Origin of the sequence: Paraburkholderia caledonica NBRC 102488 (genome assembly GCF_000685095.1) — a bacterium.
In the GTDB taxonomy this organism is placed as follows: Bacteria; Pseudomonadota; Gammaproteobacteria; order Burkholderiales; family Burkholderiaceae; genus Paraburkholderia; species Paraburkholderia caledonica.
Map to the genome: position 1 here is coordinate 126,832 of NZ_BAYE01000003.1, position 22,093 is coordinate 148,924.

The 22,093-nt window shown below is 61.3% G+C and carries 19 protein-coding genes and 1 other RNA gene; 16 read left to right on the top strand and 4 right to left on the bottom strand.

Annotated elements, in window-relative coordinates:
* Nucleotides 1-114: 114 nt before the first annotated feature.
* From ssrA to ompA, 4 genes are all read right to left on the bottom strand, one after another.
* Nucleotides 115-484, bottom strand: a transfer-messenger RNA (tmRNA) gene (gene ssrA / locus BCA01S_RS36705).
* A 117-nt stretch (nucleotides 485-601) separates the two neighbouring features.
* Nucleotides 602-1,315 (bottom strand): phosphoglycolate phosphatase, encoded by a 714-nt coding sequence (gph, locus tag BCA01S_RS07590; protein ID WP_027776414.1) that lies wholly within the window; start codon nucleotides 1,313-1,315, stop codon nucleotides 602-604.
* Between the two features lie 29 nt (nucleotides 1,316-1,344).
* On the bottom strand, nucleotides 1,345-2,043 hold the full coding sequence (ubiG, locus tag BCA01S_RS07595) for a bifunctional 2-polyprenyl-6-hydroxyphenol methylase/3-demethylubiquinol 3-O-methyltransferase UbiG (protein ID WP_027776415.1): 699 nt from the start codon (nucleotides 2,041-2,043) through the stop codon (nucleotides 1,345-1,347).
* Nucleotides 2,044-2,245: 202 nt separating this feature from the next.
* Nucleotides 2,246-2,893, bottom strand: coding sequence for an outer membrane protein OmpA (gene ompA, locus BCA01S_RS07600; protein WP_013340148.1), 648 nt, complete (start codon nucleotides 2,891-2,893; stop codon nucleotides 2,246-2,248).
* Between the two features lie 487 nt (nucleotides 2,894-3,380).
* On the opposite strand from ompA, the gene gyrA reads away from it, so the two are divergent.
* From gyrA to BCA01S_RS07680, 16 genes are all read left to right on the top strand, one after another.
* Nucleotides 3,381-6,017: a DNA gyrase subunit A gene (gene gyrA, locus BCA01S_RS07605; protein ID WP_027804785.1), complete on the top strand. Its 2,637-nt coding sequence runs from the start codon at nucleotides 3,381-3,383 to the stop codon at nucleotides 6,015-6,017.
* Between the two features lie 122 nt (nucleotides 6,018-6,139).
* The gene (locus BCA01S_RS07610) at nucleotides 6,140-6,742 is read left to right on the top strand and encodes a DUF2059 domain-containing protein (RefSeq protein ID WP_027776416.1); all 603 of its coding nucleotides are present in this window, start codon (nucleotides 6,140-6,142) and stop codon (nucleotides 6,740-6,742) included.
* Nucleotides 6,743-7,034: 292 nt separating this feature from the next.
* The gene (serC, locus tag BCA01S_RS07615) at nucleotides 7,035-8,117 is read left to right on the top strand and encodes a 3-phosphoserine/phosphohydroxythreonine transaminase (protein WP_027776417.1); all 1,083 of its coding nucleotides are present in this window, start codon (nucleotides 7,035-7,037) and stop codon (nucleotides 8,115-8,117) included.
* Nucleotides 8,118-8,194: 77 nt separating this feature from the next.
* Nucleotides 8,195-9,277: a prephenate dehydratase gene (gene pheA / locus BCA01S_RS07620; protein WP_027776418.1), complete on the top strand. Its 1,083-nt coding sequence runs from the start codon at nucleotides 8,195-8,197 to the stop codon at nucleotides 9,275-9,277.
* Between the two features lie 84 nt (nucleotides 9,278-9,361).
* Nucleotides 9,362-10,474 (top strand): histidinol-phosphate transaminase, encoded by a 1,113-nt coding sequence (hisC, locus tag BCA01S_RS07625; protein ID WP_027776419.1) that lies wholly within the window; start codon nucleotides 9,362-9,364, stop codon nucleotides 10,472-10,474.
* Nucleotides 10,475-10,526: 52 nt separating this feature from the next.
* Nucleotides 10,527-11,468, top strand: a complete 942-nt coding sequence (locus BCA01S_RS07630) for a prephenate dehydrogenase (protein ID WP_027776420.1) — start codon at nucleotides 10,527-10,529, stop codon at nucleotides 11,466-11,468.
* A gap of 19 nt (nucleotides 11,469-11,487) precedes the next feature.
* On the top strand, nucleotides 11,488-12,792 hold the full coding sequence (gene aroA / locus BCA01S_RS07635; protein ID WP_027776421.1) for a 3-phosphoshikimate 1-carboxyvinyltransferase: 1,305 nt from the start codon (nucleotides 11,488-11,490) through the stop codon (nucleotides 12,790-12,792).
* A gap of 35 nt (nucleotides 12,793-12,827) precedes the next feature.
* Nucleotides 12,828-13,514: a (d)CMP kinase gene (cmk, locus tag BCA01S_RS07640; RefSeq protein ID WP_027776422.1), complete on the top strand. Its 687-nt coding sequence runs from the start codon at nucleotides 12,828-12,830 to the stop codon at nucleotides 13,512-13,514.
* A gap of 174 nt (nucleotides 13,515-13,688) precedes the next feature.
* A complete protein-coding gene (rpsA, locus tag BCA01S_RS07645) occupies nucleotides 13,689-15,422 on the top strand; it encodes a 30S ribosomal protein S1 (protein ID WP_020068971.1) in 1,734 nt (577 codons plus the stop codon).
* A 101-nt stretch (nucleotides 15,423-15,523) separates the two neighbouring features.
* Nucleotides 15,524-15,847 (top strand): integration host factor subunit beta, encoded by a 324-nt coding sequence (locus BCA01S_RS07650; protein ID WP_006050255.1) that lies wholly within the window; start codon nucleotides 15,524-15,526, stop codon nucleotides 15,845-15,847.
* Nucleotides 15,848-16,365: 518 nt separating this feature from the next.
* A complete protein-coding gene (locus BCA01S_RS07655) occupies nucleotides 16,366-16,659 on the top strand; it encodes a LapA family protein (RefSeq protein ID WP_020068970.1) in 294 nt (97 codons plus the stop codon).
* A gap of 70 nt (nucleotides 16,660-16,729) precedes the next feature.
* A complete protein-coding gene (lapB, locus tag BCA01S_RS07660; protein WP_027776423.1) occupies nucleotides 16,730-17,905 on the top strand; it encodes a lipopolysaccharide assembly protein LapB in 1,176 nt (391 codons plus the stop codon).
* An 84-nt stretch (nucleotides 17,906-17,989) separates the two neighbouring features.
* Nucleotides 17,990-19,393, top strand: a complete 1,404-nt coding sequence (locus BCA01S_RS07665; RefSeq protein WP_027776424.1) for a UDP-glucose dehydrogenase family protein — start codon at nucleotides 17,990-17,992, stop codon at nucleotides 19,391-19,393.
* Complete coding sequence (gene rfaE1, locus BCA01S_RS34660; protein ID WP_084166820.1) at nucleotides 19,359-20,378, top strand: D-glycero-beta-D-manno-heptose-7-phosphate kinase; 1,020 nt, start codon at nucleotides 19,359-19,361, stop codon at nucleotides 20,376-20,378. The genes BCA01S_RS07665 and rfaE1 overlap by 35 nt, the downstream gene beginning before the upstream one ends.
* A 141-nt stretch (nucleotides 20,379-20,519) precedes the next feature.
* Nucleotides 20,520-21,512 (top strand): ADP-glyceromanno-heptose 6-epimerase, encoded by a 993-nt coding sequence (gene rfaD / locus BCA01S_RS07675; RefSeq protein WP_027776425.1) that lies wholly within the window; start codon nucleotides 20,520-20,522, stop codon nucleotides 21,510-21,512.
* 76 nt (nucleotides 21,513-21,588) lie between these two features.
* Nucleotides 21,589-21,954: a ComEA family DNA-binding protein gene (locus tag BCA01S_RS07680; RefSeq protein ID WP_027776426.1), complete on the top strand. Its 366-nt coding sequence runs from the start codon at nucleotides 21,589-21,591 to the stop codon at nucleotides 21,952-21,954.
* Nucleotides 21,955-22,093 lie beyond the last annotated feature (139 nt).

Genomic DNA, 22,093 nt, shown 5'->3' on the forward strand with positions numbered 1-22,093 from the left:
CGTGGCGGGTGGGACCGCCATGCCGAAGTGCTGGCAATCTGAAGACAAAAAACCCCGAGCGGCTAGCGCCGTCGGGGTATTCGTTGAGGCATTGCCATTTGCCTGAAAGGTGTCTGGTGGAGGCGGCGGGAATCGAACCCGCGTCCAGAAGCACTCTACGACCAGTTCTACATGTTTAGTTCTGTCATTTGATTTAACCATAGTGACGCGGACGAACACGCTGCACTACGGCGATTCACTAGATTTTCGACCCGGACGTCGTGACTCCGTCAAGGCTTAACTGACGTATATGACCTCTGTCGGTATTGCTACCGGTCTTGCGACTCTAGCCCGTCAGTGAACTAGGCAGAGGACGGCGGCCCTTAGGCTGCCAGTGCGAACGTATCGTCGTTTGCAGTTACGTTTTTCCCATTGATTAACGAGGTGACGGGTCCTCGACATGCCCTAGCCGCTTCGCAACCCCTGTCGAAACCAGGTCGCCCCCGCGGTTCGTTGCTCACAACTTCGAGCCAACGTATATTTTACAATAGATTGACGGCCGTGTCTTGGCCCATGCCTGGCTGATGTGACCTGCGCGTCGGGCCCGTGCCGGGGCCGGTTGCTAACCGATGTCGCGAAGCAGCTTCTGCAGTTCGGCAGGCGACTGCACGACATGCTGCGCATGCCATTGCGTCGGCGGAATATCGTCGCCGCAGTAGCCGTAGGCCGCAGCCACCGTCTTCATGCCGGCAGCGAAGCCCGCCTGCACGTCGCGCAAATCGTCGCCGACGTAGACGACGCGCTCGGGCGTCACATCGAGTTCGCGAGCCGCGTGCAGCAACGGCGCCGGGTGTGGTTTCGAATGCGGAGTCGTATCGCCGCTGACCACGCAGCCTGCCCGCTCTTCCAGACCCAGTTGCGCGACCAGCGGTTCCGTGAGCCGCGCCACCTTGTTCGTGACGATGCCCCAGCGCACGCCCCGCGCGTCGAGTTCATCGAGCAGTTCGGGAATGCCGGGAAAGAGCGTGGTTTCGATGCAAAGGTCCGCTTCGTAGTTGGCGAGGAACTCCTCGCGCATCGACGCGAACTCGTGGTCGTCCGGCCCAATGCCGAACGCCCCGCCGATCAGCCCTCGCGCGCCAGCCGACGCGAGCGGCCGTAGTCTGTCGAGCGGGACCATATCCAGCCCGCGATCATGGCGCATCTTGTTGACGGCGGCGGCAAGGTCTGGCGCCGTATCGGCCAGCGTGCCGTCGAGGTCGAACAGCACGGCTTGGCAAAGACCAAGTGCGTCTTCGTGGTCTTCGCGTTGGGGCAGGGGCGTAGGATCGCTCATCGATTGGATTGGGTCGGCGTTCTGGCGGATCAGGCGTCGCGGCGGCAGGCGAGCATGTAGTTCACACTCGTGTCTGCGGCAAGCGCGAAGTGCTTGCTGAGCGGGTTATAGACGATACCCTTGATGTCTGCTGTGCGCAGGCCGGCGGCTCGCACGAAGCCCGCGAGTTCAGACGGACGGATAAAACGCGCGTAGTCGTGCGTGCCTTTGGGCAGCATGCGCGCAATGTATTCCGCGCCGATCACCGCAAACAGGTATGACTTCACGTTACGGTTGAGCGTGGAAAAGAACACCCAGCCGCCCGGTTTGACGAGCGTCTTGCACGCCTCGACGATCGCTGCGGGCTGCGGCACGTGTTCGAGCATTTCCATGCAGGTGACCACGTCGTAGGTGCCCGGTTCACGCGCGGCGAGCGCCTCGGCGGCGATCTCCTCGTAATTAACCGTTACACCGCTTTCAAGGCTGTGAAGATCTGCGACGCCAAGAGCTTCGCTCGACAGGTCGATTCCTTTGACGTGCGCGCCCAGGCCAGCCATTGACTCGGACAGAATGCCGCCGCCGCAACCGATGTCCAGCACGTGCTTGCCAGCTAGATGAGCGTGGGCGTCTATCCAGTTCAAGCGAACGGGGTTGAGTTCATGCAGCGGTTTGAACTCGGCGTTTGGGTCCCACCAACGATGCGCAAGGTCGCTGAATTTCTGTAGTTCGTGGGGATCGGCGTTGGTCATGGCGAAGCTGCCTCGATGAGAGCGGTGAGCGGGCGCTCGAGGATAAACCCGGAGTATATAGGCGAGGGGCCGGGGCGGCAAAATGCCGCCCGCGCGTGCAAGCGGTTGGCGGCGCTCGCCTGGCTTGATCGGCGATCTGCGCAGTCTGCGCATAAAAAAAGCCCCGCTGAGCGGGGCTTTTCGTACTGCGGTAGTTTGTAGCTTACTGCTTCGAAGTACCGACAACTTCGACTTCCACGCGACGATCCGGTGCGAGGCAGGCGATCAGTTGCTTGCGGTTCTTCTGGTTGCAGCCGGTCGTGACCGGGTTGCGCTTGCCCTTGCCTTCCGTGTAGATACGGTTGGATTCGATGCCCTTGCTGACGAGGTATGCCTTCACAGCTTGAGCGCGACGCAGCGACAGACGGTCGTTGTACTTGTCCGAACCGATGCGGTCCGTGTAACCCGTTGCCACGACGACTTCGAGGTTCAAGCCCTGGATCTTCGATGCCAGATCGTCCAGCTTTTCCTTGCCAGCCGGCTTCAGGATAGCCTTGTCGAAGTCGAACAGTGCGTCAGCCTGATACGTGATTTTCTGGCTGGTGATGGCCGGTGCCGGTGCGACCGGTGCCGGCGGCGTCGGAGCCTGGGCAACCAGTGCGCCGTCGCACTTTGCGTTAGCCGTTGCCGGCGTCCAGAATGCATCGCGCCAGCAAAGCTCGTTCGTGCCGTTCATCCACACGTATTCGCCAGTACCATTCACCCAGTTGTCATTGGTAGCTTGTCGCGACGCCGGCACCGACTGTGCCATTGCGGATGCAGCCATAACTGCGGTAGCTGCAATGAACGCGAGCTTTGAAAGTTTATTCATATTTCTCCTCTCGAATTTGAGATTACCGCAGGTTTACTGCGAGCCTGTTGACGAAGACAAGTCATACATTGCTCGAAGTATAACATTGGTGCCAAACAAAAAACGCTGTGTGTAGACTTCGAGCAGTGTCTGACTCTTTGTGCGTTGGCATTTTGCCATATCGTTCCCTTCCGACGATAAAAAAATCCGCCCCCGATCAAATCGCCTTCCAATTGTGGTGCATGCGCAACAGAACCGATCGCCCGGAGCGTCCCGCCAGTCATGGCTGAGCGCGAAATTGCCCCACGCATTAATCGAGCCTGGTCGGCCCGGATATGGGGCATTTCAACCCCGCTCTGGCGCCTCTGCCGAGCACTCGCTAATAGGTATACGTGCGACCGTCGGGCGCGGATGACCGGCATGTTAGAATCGCGTGATGCGTTGCGCCTGCAATGCTTACGCGAAGGCGCCGTCTTCCCGTCGCCTTCGCACGTAAAAGATACGGATAATGGATCAATTCGCCAAAGAGACTCTGCCAATCTCCCTAGAGGAGGAAATGCGCCGTTCGTATCTCGATTACGCGATGAGCGTGATCGTAGGGCGTGCGCTTCCCGACGTTCGCGATGGCCTGAAGCCGGTCCACCGGCGCGTGCTTTACGCGATGCACGAACTGAACAACGACTGGAACCGCGCGTACAAGAAGTCGGCGCGTATCGTCGGCGACGTCATCGGTAAGTACCACCCGCACGGCGACACGGCTGTATACGACACCATCGTCCGGATGGCGCAAGACTTCTCGCTGCGCTACATGCTCGTAGACGGCCAGGGCAACTTCGGTTCGGTCGACGGCGATAACGCCGCGGCCATGCGATACACCGAAATCCGCATGGCCAAGATCGGCCACGAGCTGCTTGCCGACATCGACAAGGAAACGGTCGACTTCACGCCGAACTACGACGGCAGCGAGAACGAGCCGGCCATTCTGCCCGCGCGCATTCCCAATCTGCTGATCAACGGCTCGTCGGGTATCGCGGTCGGCATGGCGACCAACATTCCGCCGCACAACCTGAACGAGGTGGTCGACGCATGCCAGCACCTGCTCAGAAACCCCGAAGCCACGATTGACGAGCTGATCGAGATCGTTCCGGCCCCCGATTTTCCGACCGCCGGCATCATCTACGGCGTGGCGGGCGTGCGCGACGGCTACCGAACCGGCCGTGGCCGCGTGGTAATGCGCGCGCTGACGCACTTCGAAGAGATCGATCGCGGCCAGCGCATGTCGATCATCGTCGACGAATTGCCGTATCAGGTGAACAAACGCTCGCTTCTCGAGCGTATTGCCGAACTCGTCAACGAGAAAAAGCTGGAAGGCATCTCCGACATCCGCGACGAGTCCGACAAGAGCGGTATGCGCGTCGTGATCGAGCTGAAGCGCGGCGAAGTGCCGGAAGTCGTCCTGAACAATCTGTACAAGGCGACCCAGCTTCAGGACACTTTCGGCATGAACATGGTCGCGCTGGTCGACGGCCAGCCGAAGCTGCTGAATCTGAAGGAGATGTTGTCGTGCTTCCTGTCGCATCGCCGGGAAGTGCTGACGCGGCGCACTGTTTACGAACTGCGCAAAGCTCGCGAACGTGGGCATGTGCTCGAGGGCCTGGCCGTTGCGCTCGCCAATATCGACGAGTTCATCGCGATCATCAAGGCCGCGCCGACTCCGCCCATCGCAAAGCAGGAATTGATGGCGCGTCCGTGGGATTCCTCCCTGGTGCGAGAAATGTTGTCGCGCGCCGAAACGGAAAACGCGTCGGCCGGTGGCCGCGAAGCCTATCGTCCTGACGGATTGAATCCGTCCTTCGGTATGCAGTCGGACGGTCTCTACCGCTTGTCCGACACCCAGGCTCAGGAAATTCTGCAGATGCGTCTGCAACGGCTGACCGGCCTGGAGCAGGACAAGATCATTGGCGAGTATCGCGACGTCATGGCGCAGATCGCCGATCTGTTGGACATCCTGGCGCGCCCGGAGCGGATTACGGCGATCATCGTCGACGAACTCACGTCGATCAAGTCGGAATTCGGCGACGCGCGCCGCTCGAAGATCGAACTGAACGCAACCGAGCTGAACACCGAAGATCTGATCACGCCGCAAGAAATGGTCGTGACCATGTCGCACGCCGGTTACGTCAAATCGCAGCCGTTGTCCGAATATCGCGCCCAGAAGCGCGGCGGTCGCGGCAAGCAGGCGACTTCCATGAAGGAAGACGACTGGATCGACACGCTGTTCATCGCGAACACGCACGACCATATTCTGTGCTTCTCGAACCGCGGCCGTGTGTATTGGGTCAAGGTCTACGAAGTGCCGCAGGGTTCGCGGAACTCGCGCGGTCGTCCGATCGTCAATATGTTCCCGCTGCTGGAAGGCGAGAAGATCACGGTCGTGCTGCCGGTCAAGGAATTTTCCGCAGACAAGTTCGTGTTCATGGCAACCGCGTTAGGAACGGTAAAGAAGACGCCGCTCGAAGCCTTCAGCCGACCGTTGCGCAAGGGTATTATCGCGGTCGGTCTCGATGACGGCGATTACCTGATCGGCGCCGCTATCACAGACGGTCAACACGACGTCATGCTGTTCTCCGATTCTGGCAAGGCAGTCCGCTTCGACGAAAACGACGTGCGGCCAATGGGACGCGAGGCGCGCGGCGTGCGCGGCATGCAGCTCGAAGACGGACAGAACGTGATCGCGTTGCTGGTGGCGGGCGACGAGCAGCAGTCGGTGCTCACGGCTACGGAAAACGGCTTCGGCAAACGCACGCCGATCACAGAGTACACGCGTCACGGTCGCGGCACGAAGGGCATGATCGCGATCCAGACGTCGGAGCGCAACGGCAAGGTCGTTGCGGCCACGCTGGTCGATCAGGAAGCGCAGATCATGCTGATCACCAATACGGGCGTGCTTATCCGTACGCGCGTGTCGGAAATTCGAGAAATGGGCCGTGCAACCCAAGGTGTTACACTCATCAGCCTTGACGAAGGGACCAAGCTTTCAGGTCTGCAACAGGTTGCCGAAGCAGAAGCAGACGTCGATGTGGAAGGCGACGCCGAAGGTCCCGCCGACGGCAGCAACGACGTCGAAGACGGCGGTGCGGCCTGACCTGCGTCGCGGCTTGTGCATTCGTTAACCGGTTGAAAGCTGCGCAGGAAACAATAGCGTGTCGGGCCGACATGCTTTCTGCGCGGCAAGCAGTTCAAGTCAATTTCTATTAGGGAGTAATGATGCAGAAACGATTTAAACAACTGGCGTTGCTGGCTGCCCTCGTGCCGACGTTTGCAATGGCTCAAGCGCTTCAGAGCCAGGCTCCGTCGGCTCCGGCTGCTGCCGCAGCACCGGTTGATCCGGCCAAGCAGGCTGCAATCAAGGACCTGCTGGACGCAATCGACGCGCAGAAGCTCGTCGGCGCAATCGGCAACAGCGCGCAAATGCAAGCAAAGCAGCTGGTCCCGGCTATCCTTTCGGACGCGCTGAGCGAGAACAAGACGATGACGGACAAGCAGAAGCAGGCTTCCGTCCCGACGCTGCAAAAGAACGCAGTGCCGAAGCTGGTTGACGGCGCAGGCCAGGTCTTCGCGACGGACAGCTTCCGCCAGGACGCAATGCAAGCTCAGTACGATGCTTACGCAAAGTACTACAGCACGTCGGAAATCAAAGATCTGACCACGTTCTATAAGAGCCCGACGGGCCGCAAGTTCATCCAGGTTCAGGACCAGGTTGGCCGCGACGTCGTCAACGGCTTGATGCAAAAGTACATGCCGCAATCGATCAAGGCGACGCGTGACCAGGCTGACAAGGAAGTCGCTTCGGTCAAGCCGGCTAAGTAAAGCCTCGGGCGAAGACTGCGCTCGCGCGCCAGTGGCGGCCCGTCGCAGGGCCGCCGGTTTGGCGGGTTCGCGGGGACAGTGCGATAATGGCCGTTTGCGCGTGTGCGCAAATGGCCATTATTTTTTGGTGGGAGCTTGTGGAGGCTTCTGCGGTCTGATCGCCGCGTTGCTGATCGACACAGCGTTTCTCGTCTGCCAATAATCTGGGCGGTTCAGCAGCTTATTTTCGCGGCGGCCACTTCGCCGACTCGTGCGCGATCTTCCGTTTTCGCGCCGCTTTCAGGATCTCACGATGCGCGTCTTTAATTTCTCCGCCGGCCCGGCGGCCATGCCCGAAGAAGTGCTGCGTCAGGCAGCCGACGAGATGCTCGACTGGCAAGGCAGCGGCATGAGCGTGATGGAAATGAGCCATCGTGGAAAAGAATTCATGTCGATCCACGAGGAAGCGCTCCTCGATCTGCGCGAGTTGCTGGCCGTGCCGGCGAGCCACCGCATCCTGTTTCTGCAAGGCGGCGGTCTGGGCGAAAACGCAATCGTGCCGATGAACCTGCTCGGTGCGAAGCCGCGCGCCGATTTCGTCGTCACGGGTTCATGGTCGCAAAAGTCACTGAAGGAAGCGCAGAAGTACGGCACCGTGCACGTTGCGGCAAGCGGCGAGACGGCTGACGGTTTCACGCGCGCGCCCGCATTTTCCGAATGGCAAATGTCGGACGATCCGGCTTACGTGCACTTGTGCACGAACGAAACGATCCACGGCGTCGAGACATTCGAGATTCCTGATCTCGGCAACGTGCCGTTGGTGGCGGACGCATCGTCTCACATCCTGTCGCGTCCCATGGACATCGCCAAATACGGCGTGCTGTTTGGCGGCGCGCAGAAGAATATCGGCATGGCCGGCGTGACGGTCGTGATCGTGCGCGAGGACATGCTGGATCGCGCACAGGCCATCTGCCCGTCGGCGTTCGAATGGAAAACCGTCGCCGAGAACAATTCCATGTACAACACGCCGCCCACGTATGCGATCTACATCGCGGGGCTGGTGTTCAAGTGGTTGAAGAAGCAGGGCGGCCTTGCCGCAATCGAAGCGCGTAATCTCGAGAAATCGAAGCTGTTGTACGACACGATCGACTCGAGCAACTTCTATCTGAACAAGGTCGAGCGTAGCTCGCGTTCGCGGATGAACGTACCGTTCTTCCTCGCCGACGAGTCGCGCAATGAAGAATTTCTCGCCGGCGCGAAAGCGCGGGGAATGGTGCAGCTAAAGGGCCACAAGTCCGTCGGCGGCATGCGGGCGTCGATTTACAACGCCGTTCCGCTCGAAGGCGTCAAAGCGCTTGTCGAATACATGAAGGAATTTGAACAGCGCAGCGCCTGAGTGCTTCGGCATTCGGCGCGCGCATCCTTTCCAGCACGCTTTTTTTCCAGCAGCTATCGGCAGGACCGTTTTCACGCATGGACGACGAACTCAATAACCGACTCAAACCTCTTCGCGAACGCATCGACGCGCTCGACGCGCAGCTGATCGCGCTTCTCAATCAGCGCGCCGCGGTGGCGCTCGAAGTCGGCGAGGTCAAAAAGCATTTCAACGCGCCGGTGTTTCGTCCCGAGCGCGAGCAGCAGGTGATCGCCCGTCTGCAGGACATGAGCGAGGGGCCGTTGGCGAGCGAGCATATCAGCGCGATCTGGCGCGAGATCATGGCGGCCAGCCGGGCGCTCGAGAAGACAATCAAGGCGGCTTACCTCGGGCCGGTGGGCACCTACAGCGAGCAAGCCATGCACGAGTACTTCGGTCAGTCGATCGAGGGACTGCCGTGTCCGTCGATCGACGAAGTATTTCGCTCGGTCGAAGCAGGCGCCGCCGAATTCGGCGTCGTGCCTGTCGAGAATTCGACCGAAGGCGCGGTATCGCGCACGCTGGATCTGCTGTTGCAAACTCAGTTGGCGATTGGCGGCGAACTTGCGTTGCCGATTCATCACAATCTGTTGACGCTGAATGGCGGCCTTGCGGGCGTCACGCGCGTGTGTGCGCACGCGCAGGCGCTCGCGCAATGTCAGCGCTGGCTCGCAACCAATGCGCCGCATCTGGAGCGCCAGGCGGTGTCGAGCAACGCGGAAGCCGCGCGTATGGCGGCGGAAGATCCGACCGTCGCGGCGATCGCGGGCGACCGCGCTGCGACCCACTACGGCTTGCAAGTTGCCTATGCGCTAATTCAGGACGACCCGCACAACCGCACCCGCTTCGTCATGATCGGCAAGGAGCGCACAGGCGTGAGCGGACACGACCAGACGTCGCTGATCGTGTCGGTGGCAAATGAGCCGGGCGCCGTGTTCAAGCTGCTGGAGCCGCTCGCGCGTCATAGCGTCTCGATGACCCGCTTCGAATCGCGGCCCGCGCGCGTGGGTACGTGGGAGTACTACTTTTATATCGACGTCGAAGGCCACCGCGACGATCCGGCTGTAGCTGCCGCGCTTAAAGAGCTTGGCGAGAAGGCAGCGTTTCTGAAGATTCTCGGCTCGTACCCGCGTGCGCGCTAACGGTCACCGGTCGGCGAGTAAGCTCACGCAGACAGTAGGCCGGCGCGCTGGCCGCGACATTTTTAATAATCGTTCGGAGATTTCATGACAACGTCCTTCGGTCCTTCTTACGTGCGCGCTATAGCGCCCTACATTGCCGGTAAGCCCATTTCTGAAGTGGCGCGCGAGTTCGGGCTGGACGAAGCGAACATCGTAAAGCTCGCGTCGAACGAGAATCCGCTCGGCATGCCGGAGTCGGCTAAACGTGCGATGGCGCAAGCCGCGAGCGAGTTGGGCCGCTATCCCGACGCAAATGCGTTCGAACTGAAGGCCGCATTGAGCGAGCGTTACGGCGTGCCGTCGGACTGGATCACGCTCGGCAATGGCAGCAACGACATTCTCGAAATTGCCGCGCACGCGTTCGTCGAGAAAGGGCAGTCGATCATTTACGCGCAATACTCGTTCGCGGTCTACGCACTCGCCACGCAAGGCCTGGGCGCGCGGGCGATCGTGGTGCCGGCGGTCAAGTACGGGCACGATCTCGACGCGATGCTGGCCGCGATCACCGGCGACACGCGGCTGATCTTCGTCGCCAATCCGAACAACCCGACCGGTACGTTTATCGAAGGTTCGAAGCTCGAAGCGTTTCTCGACAAGGTGCCGCGCAACGTGGCAGTGGTTCTGGACGAGGCATACACGGAATATCTGCCCGCGGAAAAGCGCTACGACTCCATCGAGTGGGTGCGCCGTTATCCGAACCTGCTCGTGTCGCGCACGTTTTCGAAGGCGTTCGGTCTCGCGGGCTTGCGTGTCGGCTTTGGGATCGCCCAGCCGGAGTTGACCGACTTGCTGAACCGTCTGCGTCAGCCGTTCAATGTGAACACGCTCGCGCAAGCCGCAGCCATCGCCGCGCTCAACGACAAGGCGTTCCTGGAGAAAAGCGCGGCGCTGAACGCGCAGGGTTATCGCCGTTTGACTGAAGCGTTTGAGAAGCTCGGCCTCGAATACGTGCCGTCTGACGGCAATTTCGTGCTGGTGCGAGTCGGCAATGACGACGCGGCCGGCAATCGCGTGAACACTGAATTGCTGAAGCAGGGGGTGATCGTGCGTCCGGTCGGCAACTACGGATTACCGCAGTGGCTGCGCGTCACGATCGGACTGCCGGAAGAAAACGAGGCGTTCATCGCCGCACTCGAAAAAACCCTCGCCACCGCCTAGGCGGCGAACCTTGACCCACGCGCCTCGTCGATATGAAAGGCGCGCTTTTTGTGTGACCGACGTGGCCGCGTTTTCTTTTAACAAGCTGGTGATCTTTGGTGTCGGCCTGATCGGCGGATCGCTTGCGCGCGCACTGCGCGAGCGCGGCGAAGCGGACGGTGCGCGCACGGTAATTGGCGTCGGCCGCTCGGCTTCATCGACCGGGCGCGCGGTCGAACTCGGCGTGATCGATAGTGCGGCGGCATTGACCGACGACGCTGCCCTGCGCGAAGCGCTTGCCGACGCCGACGTCGTGCTGCTCGCGGCGCCTGTTGCGCAGACTCAGCCGCTTCTTGAACGCATTGCGCCATTTCTCGGCGCTGATACGATCGTGACCGACGCCGGCAGCACCAAATCCGACGTTGTCGCCGCTGCCCGTGCCGCACTGGGCGCGCGCATCGGCCAGTTCGTGCCGGGACATCCCATCGCCGGGCGCGAGGCGAGCGGCGTCGAGGCCGCATTGCCGGACCTGTATGTAGGCCGCAATGTCGTACTGTGTCCGTTGCCGGAGAATGCGCCACGGACCGTCGAGCGCATCGCGGCGATGTGGCGCGCGACTGGCGCGCTCGTGCGCGACATGGCGCCCGGGCAGCACGACCGCGTGTTCGCGTCGGTCAGTCATTTGCCGCATGTATTGTCGTTCGCGCTCGTCGAACAGATTCTCAATTCGCCCGATGCCGCACTGAAATTTTCGTTCGCCGCGGGCGGCTTTCGCGACTTCACGCGAATCGCCGCGTCGAGCCCGGAAATGTGGCGCGACGTCTGCATCGCCAATCGCGTTGCGCTGCTTGACGAACTCGACGCCTACTCTGCAGTGATAGCGCGCCTGCGCACGGCTATCGAGGCTGCCGACGGCGCCGCGCTCGAAGCCGTGTTCGCCCGCTCTCGCCTCGCGCGTACCGAATGGCAGGAGCAACGCGCGGGCGGCGGCGCGCCGGGCGACGCGTCCAAATAACCGGAAACTGGACTCAATCATGGAATTCCTCGATCTCGGACCATTTTCTCGTGCGTCCGGCACGGTTCGTTTGCCTGGCTCGAAGAGCATTTCGAATCGGGTGCTGCTCCTCGCGGCGCTCGCTGAAGGCGAAACGACAATCACGAACCTGCTCGACTCCGACGACACCCGCGTAATGCTCGACGCGCTCGAAAAGCTGGGTGTGCGTCTGAAGCGCGACGGCGACTCCTGCGTCGTGACCGGCACGCGCGGCGCTTTCACGGCGCGCACGGCCGATCTGTTCCTCGGCAATGCCGGTACGGCGGTCCGTCCGCTGACCGCGGCACTCGCGGTGAATGGCGGCGACTATCGCATTCACGGCGTGCCGCGCATGCACGAGCGGCCAATCGGCGATCTGGTCGATGGATTGCGGCAGATCGGCGCGAGAATCGACTACGAGGAAAACGAAGGCTTTCCGCCGCTGCGAATCCGTCCGGCGCAGATTTCCGCCGAGGCGCCGATCCGCGTGCGCGGCGACGTCTCCAGCCAGTTCCTCACGTCGCTGCTGATGACACTGCCGCTTTTGCGCACCGAAAGCGGCGTGAGCACCGTCCAGGTCGACGGCGAACTCATCTCCAAGCCGTATATCGACATCACGATCAAGCTGATGGCGCGCTTTGGCATTGAGGTCGAACGCAACGGCTGGCATCGGTTCGTGGTGCCGGCGGGGCAGCGTTATCAGTCGCCGGGAACCATCATGGTGGAAGGCGACGCGTCGTCGGCGTCCTATTTCCTCGCGGCGGGCGCGCTCGGCGGCGGGCCGCTGAAGGTGGAGGGCGTCGGCCGGTCAAGCATTCAGGGCGACGTCGGCTTTGCGGATGCGCTCATCAAGATGGGCGCGAATCTGCAAATGGGCGAGGACTGGATCGAAGTGCGCGGTGTCGGCCACGACAGCGGCAAGCTCGAGCCGATCGACATGGACTTCAACCTGATCCCCGACGCCGCCATGACCATAGCGGTTGCCGCGCTGTTCGCCGACGGCACGACCACGTTGCGCAACATTGCGAGCTGGCGCGTGAAAGAAACGGACCGGATCGCGGCGATGGCCACCGAACTGCGCAAGGTTGGCGCAAAGGTGCAGGAGGGCGAAGACTTCCTGGTGGTCACGCCGCCTGAGAAACTGATTCCGAACGCGTCGATCGACACCTACGACGATCACCGCATGGCGATGTGTTTTTCGCTCGTGAGTCTCGGCGGCGTGCCGGTCCGGATCAACGACCCGAAGTGCGTCGGCAAGACATTTCCCGATTATTTCGAGCGCTTCACCGCGCTTGCCCAACCCTGATTCCTGTGCGAATCGCCTGACGTGCGACTCTTTCGATGAAACCGATCCGTCCCTTTCACCAGACGCCCGTCATTACGATCGACGGCCCGAGTGCCTCCGGCAAAGGCACCGTGGCCGCGCTGGTTGCCGCGAGCCTCGGCTTCCACCTGCTCGACAGCGGAGCGCTGTACCGCCTCGCCGCGCTCGCCAGCATTCGCTACGACGTGGCAGCGGACGACGTCGAGGCCCTTGTAAAGCTGATCGACGACCTGCATATCACGTTTCGCGAAGGCCTCGCTCAGCTCGACGGAGTGGACGTTTCGGCGGACATTCGCGCCGAGGAAGTGGGCAGCCGCGCTTCCGCGATCGCCGTGCATGCTCCTGTGAGGGCCGCGCTGGTGGCGCGCCAACGGGCGTTTCGCAAGGAGCCGGGCCTCGTCGCGGATGGTCGCGATATGGGCACGGTCATCTTCCAGGACGCCGTGCTCAAGGTGTTCATGACCGCCAGCGTGGAAGCCCGCGCGGCGCGGCGGCATAAGCAATTGATACAAAAAGGCTTTTCTGCTAACATAGATAACTTGCTCCGGGATTTGCGTGAGCGCGACGAGCGTGACAGTCAGCGCGCAGCCGCGCCGCTTAAGCCCGCAGTGGATGCAAAGCTGCTCGATACGTCCGCCTTATCGGTCGATCAGGCGGTCGAGCAGGTAGTCCAATGGTACGAAGCCCTGGTTCCGCAGGCGTGACTGGAATGCATCGAGCATCGGTCGCACATGAATGCGCGGCCGCAGTCGTAGTTCCATTGTGTGTTGGTGCTTCGCGATGGTCGCGAAGCGTTGTATTAACCCTTTAACCCCGCGTGGCATTCGCATTCTTGCCGTAGTTGCTGACCGTCCGGCCAGCCGGGCAGCGCGAGAACCATGCAAATTTCGATTTTTATGTCCGACCTGCAAACCTCTACCCCGAATACCGAATCTTTTGCGGCTCTGTTCGAAGAGTCGCTGACCAAGCAAGACATGCGCGCCGGCGAAGTGATCTCCGCTGAAGTCGTGCGTGTTGACCACAACTTCGTGGTCGTCAACGCTGGTCTCAAGTCCGAAGCCTACATCCCGCTCGAAGAGTTCCTGAACGACGCGGGCGAGGTAGAAGTGCAGGCGGGCGACTTCGTTTCCGTCGCGATCGACGCGCTGGAAAACGGCTATGGCGACACGATCCTGTCGCGCGACAAGGCGAAGCGTCTGGCTTCGTGGCTGTCGCTGGAAAAGGCTCTCGACAACAACGAACTCGTGACCGGCACGATCACGGGCAAGGTCAAGGGCGGCATGACCGTGATGGTCAACGGCATCCGCGCGTTCCTGCCGGGTTCGCTGGTCGACACGCGTCCGGTCAAGGACACGACCCCGTACGAAGGCAAGACGCTCGAGTTCCGCGTCATCAAGCTCGACCGCAAGCGTAACAACGTCGTGCTGTCGCGCCGTGCCGTGATCGAAGCGACCCAGGGTGAAGAGCGCGCAAAGCTGCTCGAAACGCTGAAGGAAGGCGCGATCGTGGAAGGCGTGGTGAAGAACATCACCGACTACGGCGCGTTCGTGGACCTCGGCGGTATCGACGGCCTGCTGCACATCACCGACATCGCATGGCGTCGTGTGCGTCACCCGAGCGAAGTTCTGTCGGTTGGCCAGGAAGTCACCGCCAAGATTCTCAAGTTCGACCAGGAAAAGAACCGCGTTTCGCTGGGCATCAAGCAACTCGGCGACGATCCGTGGGAAGGCATCTCGCGTCGTTACCCGTCGGGCACGCGCCTGTTCGGTAAGGTCACGAACATCACCGACTACGGCGCATTCGTCGAAGTGGAATCGGGCATCGAAGGCCTCGTCCACGTGTCGGAAATGGACTGGACGAACAAGAACGTTGCACCGTCGAAAGTTGTTCAGCTGGGCGACGAAGTCGAAGTCATGGTTCTCGAAATCGACGAAGACCGCCGCCGTATCAGCCTCGGCATGAAGCAGTGCAAGCCGAACCCGTGGGACGACTTCAGCCGCAACTTCAAGAAGGGCGACAAGCTGCAAGGCGCCATCAAGTCGATCACCGACTTCGGCGTCTTCATCGGTCTGCCGGGCGGCATCGACGGTCTGGTTCACCTGTCGGACCTGTCGTGGTCGGAAACGGGCGAAGAAGCTGTTCGCAAGTACAAGAAGGGCGACGAAGTGGAAGCGATTGTTCTCGGCATCGACGTCGAGAAGGAACGCATTTCGCTGGGTATCAAGCAGCTCGAAGGCGACCCGTTCAGCAACTTCGTTGCAATGAATGACAAGGGCTCGATCGTCGACGGCGTGGTCAAGACGGTAGACGCGAAGGGTGCAGTGGTTCAGCTGTCGGCTGAAGTCGAAGGCTACCTGCGCGCTTCGGAAATCGCACAAGACCGCGTGGAAGATGCTCGCAACGTGCTGAAGGAAGGCGACAAGGTCAACGCGATGATCATCAACATCGATCGCAAGTCGCGTGGCATCAACCTGTCGATCAAGGCGAAGGACTCGGCTGAGCAACAGGAAGCGATCCGCGGCCTGGCTTCGTCGGATTCCAGCGCAGCTGCTACCGGCACGACCAACCTCGGCGCACTGCTGAAGGCCAAGCTCGACGGTCAGAACCAGTAATTGAGGAACGCCCTCGAACCTGCCGTCTTTGCGCGGCAGGTATCCCTTTGCGGGGAAAATCTGGGGGCGGCTCGGCGTTTTCTTGAGAGGTCTGCTGCAGTATGACCAAATCGGAATTGGTCGCCCAACTGGCTACGCGGTTTCCGCAGCTTGTCCTAAAAGATGCGGATTTCGCGGTGAAGACGATGCTTGATGCGATGTCGGAGGCGCTTGCCAAAGGTCATCGCATCGAAATTCGAGGTTTCGGCAGCTTCGGCCTGAACCGCCGTCCTTCCCGCGTCGGGCGCAATCCGAAGTCGGGCGAAAAAGTGCTGGTGCCTGAGAAGTACGTGCCGCACTTCAAGCCGGGCAAGGAATTGCGCGAGCGGGTCGATCGTCGCGCGGGTGAGCCGTTGAAGGCCGAAGAGCCGGACGACGATCTGTAAATGCTCCGCCATCCGCTGTGCATTTGGCAGCGTGGCTTTGGTAGCGTCAGCGGCCAGTGCCAGTCGGCAAAAAGAAGAAATGCGCCTCCGGGCGCTTTTTTTTCGCCTGCGCATTTTCGGTCCACCTTGGCGGACACGCCCGTGCCGGCTGAGTTGTCCGCCGCAATGTCCGGCGACTTACTAGCTGCGCTTTCAGCCAAGTTCCAAGCCAGGTTCTCGGCCGACTTCTAGGCCACTTCTAAGCCGAGTCTCCAGCCGACTTCCAAGCCGACTTCCAGGCCCCCGTCCACGCCCCAATCCCCGACACGTTCAGCCACACTGAGCTCACAACGATCGCGCCAAATCCGCCCCGCGTCCGCATGGTCACCACTGCTTTTCTGTAAGCGCAGGATCCGCCAGTTCCTGCCCAGTCGCGAGGGCTTCAATTACAATACGGGTCACTTCGGCGCGGGCAACACCGTGGCGCGACGCGTCATCAGGCCGGCGTCACCCCGCAACTGCCGTCAAGAGATCTATTCATGAAATTTATCGTCTGGCTGATCCGTGTACTGGTGTTCGTGCTGCTGTTGGTGCTTGCACTTTCCAATACGCAACCTGCTACGCTGAATTTCCTCGCTGGCTACGCGTGGTCGGCGCCGCTCATCCTGATTGGCCTCGCGTTTTTCGGGGTTGGGCTGCTCGCAGGTCTCGTTTCGTCGATGCCGGCTGTCGTGCGCCTGCGCATGGAGAATGGCCGCCTCAAACGAGAACTGCGTGTGGCGCGCGAGGCGCCGGTCGTCGTTGAACAGCCGCCCATGCCGCCGCTGATCTGATTTTGTCGTTCGCCGCGCACATAGCGCGCGGCATTCCATTTCCGCCTTCAGGCTCATTTGCATTCATCGCATGGATCTAGACTTCTGGTGGCTGCTCGTCATACCCGTCGCTTTTGCGTTCGGCTGGATGGCTGCGCGCTACGACCTCAAGACGCTGCTGTCAGAAAGCGCCAATCTTCCGCGCTCCTATTTCCGCGGACTCAACTTTCTGCTCAACGAGCAGCCGGATCAGGCGATCGACGCGTTCATCGAAGTGGTCAAGCTCGATCCTGAAACTGTCGAACTTCACTTTGCATTGGGCAATCTTTTCCGGCGCCGCGGAGAAACGGACCGCGCAATTCGGGTGCATCAGAATCTCCTGAGTCGTGCCGATCTACCGGTCAGTGAGCGTGATCACGCGCTATTCGAACTCGGGCAGGACTTCCTGAAAGCCGGCCTGCTGGACCGCGCGGAAGAAACCTTCCGTTCGCTCGAAACCGGCGACTACGCGTTGGGTGCACAGCGCGCGCTGCTTACCATCTACGAAATCGAGAAGGACTGGATCAAGTCGATCGACACAGCGCGTCATCTGGAAACGATGGGCGCGGAGTCGCTCGACAAGGAAATCGCGCAGTTCCATTGCGAACTCGCGCAGGAAGCGCTGCAACAGAAAAAACCCGACGAAGCACGCCGGCAACTCGGATTCGCGCTGAAGGCGAACCCGACCAACGTGCGCGCCACGATTCTATTCGGCGACGTCGACGCGGCCGGCGGGGCACAAGAAGCGGCGATCGAACAATGGCGGCGGGTCGAGGAACAGAACCCTGCCTATCTGCCGCTCGTCGCCGAGAAGCTGATGAAGGCGTACGAAGCGCTCGGCCGAGCGCAGGAAGGCGCCGATCTGCTCACCACATGGGTCGACCGCTATCCGAGCAATGATCTGCTCGACGTCGCGTATCAGCACGTCGCGTCGCTGCGCGGGCCCGATGCGGCGCATGCGCTCGCACGGTCGCAGATGCAGAAGTCGCCAAATCTCGCGGGCATGACGCGGCTGCTCGAAGCGCAACAGGCCGTCGCGGAAGAGCCGCGGCGTAGCGAACTCGAACTGATGCGCACGCTGATCCGCCAGCGCACCAAAAATCTGCCGCGCTACACGTGCCAGAATTGCGGCTTCAGGGCGCGGCTTTTCTACTGGCAGTGCCCGGGTTGCAGCGGTTGGGAAACCTACGCGCCGCGCCGGGTCGAACCGATCACCGCAACGAACTGAGTTCGCGGACGGATTTGACATCGTGCTGATGACCGGCTTCTTCACCGCCGGGAATCATCACCGGAACCTTCAACCGGAAAGCGTATGAAAATCACCATTATCGGCACCGGCTATGTCGGCCTCGTCACTGGCGCGTGCCTCGCTGAAATCGGCAACGACGTGTTCTGCCTCGACGTCGATCCGCGCAAAATCGAAATCCTCAACAACGGTGGCGTGCCTATTCACGAGCCGGGCTTGCAGGAAATCATCGCGCGTACGCGCGCGGCCGGCCGCATCACGTTTTCGACGGACATCGAAGCGAGCGTCGCTCACGGTGACGTTCAATTCATCGCCGTCGGCACGCCGCCCGACGAGGACGGCTCGGCCGATCTGCAATACGTGCTGGAAGCCGCGCGCAACATTGGCCGTACGATGAACGGCTTCAAGGTAATTGTGGACAAGTCGACGGTGCCGGTCGGCACTGCACAGCGCGTGCGCGCGGTGATCGATGAAGAACTGGGCAAGCGCGGGCTCGCCGGTAGCGGACAGCACCGCTTCTCGGTGGTGTCGAATCCCGAGTTCCTGAAGGAAGGCGCGGCAGTAGACGACTTCATGCGACCCGACCGCATCGTGCTCGGCAGCGACGAAGACGAAGCCGGCTTGCGCGCGCGTGAACTGATGAAGCGCCTGTATGCGCCGTTTAACCGCAATCACGAACGCACGCTGTATATGGACGTGCGTTCGGCCGAATTCACCAAGTACGCAGCCAACGCGATGCTCGCCACGCGCATCTCGTTCATGAACGAGATGTCCAATCTCGCGGACCGTGTCGGCGCAGACATCGAGGCGGTGCGCCGCGGAATCGGCTCGGACCCGCGGATCGGCTATCACTTCCTGTATGCCGGTTGCGGCTACGGCGGTTCATGCTTCCCGAAAGACGTGCAGGCGCTGATTCGCACTGCCAGCGAAAGCGGCCACAATCTGCGCATTCTCGAGGCCGTCGAGGAAGTGAACTACACGCAGAAAGACGTGCTTGTACAGAAGATCGCGCACAAATGGGGCAACGACCTGTCCGGCCGCACGTTTGCCGTTTGGGGCCTCGCGTTCAAGCCGAACACCGACGACATGCGCGAAGCGCCGAGCCGCCGCGTAATCGCTGAACTGCTGGCGCGCGGCGCCAACGTGCGCGCGTACGATCCGGTCGCCGTGGCAGAAGCGCGGCGCGTTTTCGCGATGGATCTGCACGATTCGCCGGAACAGCTCGAGCGTCTTACCTTCATGAGCACGCAGGACGAAACGCTCACGGGCGCCGACGCGCTCGTGATCGTCACCGAATGGAAGGAGTTCAAGAGCCCCGACTTCGCGTATCTGAAATCCGTGCTCAAGTCGCCGGTGATTTTCGACGGCCGCAATCTGTACGAGCCGGATGCCATGAACGAACTCGGCATCGACTATCACTCGATTGGACGTCCTTATGCCCAACCCTCCAAACGTGCGGCCGATGCCTGAGATCATGCCCGCATCCGCCACGTCCATGCCCAACTCCACGACTTCGCCCACACTGGCCGTGGTGCCGCGCGCGCAACTCGCTGCCGCGCGCGTCCTCGTGGTCGGCGACGTGATGCTGGACCGCTACTGGTTCGGCGACGTCAATCGTATTTCGCCGGAGGCGCCGGTGCCGGTCGTGCACGTGCAGCGCCAGGAAGACCGGCTTGGCGGCGCGGCGAACGTCGCGCGCAATGCGGCGGCGCTCGGTGCGCAAGCGAGCCTCCTGTGCGTCGTCGGACATGACGAACCGGGCGAGCGCATCGTGCAGTTGCTCGGCGAGAGCGGCGTGAACCCGCATCTCGAACGCGATCCCGCGCTTCTAACGACAATCAAGCTGCGTGTGTTGTCGCGTCAGCAGCAACTGCTGCGCGTCGATTTTGAGAACTCGCCGGCGCATGAAGTGCTGCTCGCGGGTCTTGCTCGCTTCGACGAATTGCTGCCTTCGCACGACGTGATCCTGATGTCCGATTACGCAAAGGGCGGCCTGACCCACGTCACGAAGATGATCGCGAGGGCGCATGCCGCAGGCAAACCGGTGCTGGTCGATCCGAAGGGCGACGACTGGGAACGCTATCGGGGCGCTACCTTGATCACGCCGAATCGCGCGGAGTTGCGCGAGGTGGTCGGTCAGTGGAAATCGGAAGAAGACCTGACCGAGCGCGTGAGCAAACTGCGCGCGGATCTTCAGTTCGAGGCTTTGCTGCTCACGCGTTCGGAAGAGGGCATGACGCTGTTCTCCAATGACGGCATCCTGCACACATCGGCTGTCGCACGTGAAGTGTATGATGTTTCTGGTGCGGGCGACACGGTGATCGCCACGCTCGCGGCCATGCTGGGCGCGGGTCTCACGCTGGTCGAAGCGGTCGGTCTCGCCAATCGGGCGGCAGGAATCGTGGTCGGCAAACTCGGCACCGCTACCGTGGACTACGACGAACTCTTTCAATGACGCCGCCCGCCAGATTCGTTGCCGCACGCCTTCGGGCTACGTGCAGAAAGGATCGGCAGGACGTCGACTGACCCTGACGATTCGCGTTGGCGCCTGAGCGCTCACGCGAGTCCCTACAAGGCTCATTACCGCGGGACCATCATGACCCTTATCGTCACCGGCGCGGCCGGTTTTATCGGCAGCAACCTCGTGAAAGCGCTCAACGAGCGCGGTGAACAACGCATCATCGCGGTGGACAATCTGACGCGCGCCGACAAGTTCAAGAACCTCGTCGACTGCGAAATCGACGACTACCTGGACAAGACCGAATTCGTCGAACGCCTTAAGCGTGGCGACTTCGGCAAAGTTCGCGCGATTTTCCACGAAGGCGCCTGTTCGGACACAATGGAAACCGACGGCCGCTACATGATGGACAACAACTTCCGCTACAGCCGCGACGTGCTCGACGTCTGCCTCGCGCAGAACATCCAGTTCCTGTACGCGTCCTCGGCGGCAACGTATGGCGGCTCGAGCCGTTTCGTCGAAGAGCGCGAAGTCGAGCAGCCGCTGAACGTGTACGGCTATTCGAAGTTCCTGTTCGATCAGGTCATTCGCCGCGTGCTGCCGACCGCCAGAAGCCAGATCGCCGGATTTCGCTACTTCAACGTCTACGGTCCGCGCGAAACGCATAAGGCGCGCATGGCGTCGGTGGCGTTCCACAACTTCAACCAGTTCCGCGCGGAGGGCAAGGTCAAGCTGTTCGGCGAATACAACGGTTACGCCGCGGGCGAACAGACCCGCGACTTTGTCTCCGTGGAAGACGTGGTGAAGGTCAACCTGTTCTTCTTCGACAATCCCGACAAGTCAGGCATCTTCAACCTGGGCAGCGGGCGCGCGCAGCCATTCAACGACATTGCGAGCACGGTAGTCAACACGCTGCGCTCGTTGAACAATGAGCCGTCGCTGTCCCTCGCAGATCAGGTGCAACGCGGGCTGATCGAGTACATCCCGTTTCCCGACGCATTACGCGGCAAGTATCAGTGCTTCACGCAAGCCGACCTCACGAAGCTGCGGGCGACCGGTTACGACGCGCCGTTCCTGAGCGTGCAGGAAGGTGTCGATCGTTACGTGCGTTGGCTGTTCGGCCAGGTGTAAATAATTCGGATACCTCTTTAAACTGGAATCTCCCGGTTGGTGATGTCGCCAACCGGTTGTACGAGGGAGATTCCATATGTTTCGAAAAATTCTGGTTACCGCGGCCATGCTCGCCGCTTTCGGTCACGCGTATGCGTCGGTCGACGTCAACACGGCTAACGAGGACGCACTGCGCGGCATCAAAGGCATCGGTCCTGCCAAAGCGAAAGCCATTCTCGAAGAGCGTTCAGCGCATGGTCCGTTCAAGGACCCGACCGATCTCGGCAAGCGGGTCAAGGGCATGGGCGGGCATACCGTCGAGCGCCTGCAGGCGGAGGGTCTCGCTGTCGGTCCGGCTGGCGCGGCTGCTGGCTCGCAGGTTGCGGCGTCTTCACAGACCAAAGGCGCGACCGTTCCGGCCAATACGCCTAAAGGCGGCGCCACCGTGGCGGTGAAGAAATAGTCTGACGCGAGTCGGGCGCGCGGTCCCGGTTGCGCCGCGCGCGATTCGCCATCGTATTCCCTTCATGGTCGGAGCCGGCAACAGCGCTCCTTAAGCCGTCATATGCATGACTGGCTCCCGCGGTACTCAGCCGCGGGCT

Excerpts from the sequence above, each read along its gene's own strand:
- gph (WP_027776414.1), bottom strand. The coding sequence starts at position 1,315 with ATGAGCGATCCTACGCCCCTGCCCCAACGCGAAGACCACGAAGACGCA.
- ubiG (WP_027776415.1), bottom strand. The coding sequence starts at position 2,043 with ATGACCAACGCCGATCCCCACGAACTACAGAAATTCAGCGACCTTGCG.
- ompA (WP_013340148.1), bottom strand. The coding sequence starts at position 2,893 with ATGAATAAACTTTCAAAGCTCGCGTTCATTGCAGCTACCGCAGTTATG.
- gyrA (WP_027804785.1), top strand. The coding sequence starts at position 3,381 with ATGGATCAATTCGCCAAAGAGACTCTGCCAATCTCCCTAGAGGAGGAA.
- BCA01S_RS07610 (WP_027776416.1), top strand. The coding sequence starts at position 6,140 with ATGCAGAAACGATTTAAACAACTGGCGTTGCTGGCTGCCCTCGTGCCG.
- serC (WP_027776417.1), top strand. The coding sequence starts at position 7,035 with ATGCGCGTCTTTAATTTCTCCGCCGGCCCGGCGGCCATGCCCGAAGAA.
- pheA (WP_027776418.1), top strand. The coding sequence starts at position 8,195 with ATGGACGACGAACTCAATAACCGACTCAAACCTCTTCGCGAACGCATC.
- hisC (WP_027776419.1), top strand. The coding sequence starts at position 9,362 with ATGACAACGTCCTTCGGTCCTTCTTACGTGCGCGCTATAGCGCCCTAC.
- aroA (WP_027776421.1), top strand. The coding sequence starts at position 11,488 with ATGGAATTCCTCGATCTCGGACCATTTTCTCGTGCGTCCGGCACGGTT.
- cmk (WP_027776422.1), top strand. The coding sequence starts at position 12,828 with ATGAAACCGATCCGTCCCTTTCACCAGACGCCCGTCATTACGATCGAC.
- rpsA (WP_020068971.1), top strand. The coding sequence starts at position 13,689 with ATGCAAATTTCGATTTTTATGTCCGACCTGCAAACCTCTACCCCGAAT.
- BCA01S_RS07650 (WP_006050255.1), top strand. The coding sequence starts at position 15,524 with ATGACCAAATCGGAATTGGTCGCCCAACTGGCTACGCGGTTTCCGCAG.
- BCA01S_RS07655 (WP_020068970.1), top strand. The coding sequence starts at position 16,366 with ATGAAATTTATCGTCTGGCTGATCCGTGTACTGGTGTTCGTGCTGCTG.
- lapB (WP_027776423.1), top strand. The coding sequence starts at position 16,730 with ATGGATCTAGACTTCTGGTGGCTGCTCGTCATACCCGTCGCTTTTGCG.
- BCA01S_RS07665 (WP_027776424.1), top strand. The coding sequence starts at position 17,990 with ATGAAAATCACCATTATCGGCACCGGCTATGTCGGCCTCGTCACTGGC.
- rfaE1 (WP_084166820.1), top strand. The coding sequence starts at position 19,359 with ATGCCCAACCCTCCAAACGTGCGGCCGATGCCTGAGATCATGCCCGCA.
- rfaD (WP_027776425.1), top strand. The coding sequence starts at position 20,520 with ATGACCCTTATCGTCACCGGCGCGGCCGGTTTTATCGGCAGCAACCTC.
- BCA01S_RS07680 (WP_027776426.1), top strand. The coding sequence starts at position 21,589 with ATGTTTCGAAAAATTCTGGTTACCGCGGCCATGCTCGCCGCTTTCGGT.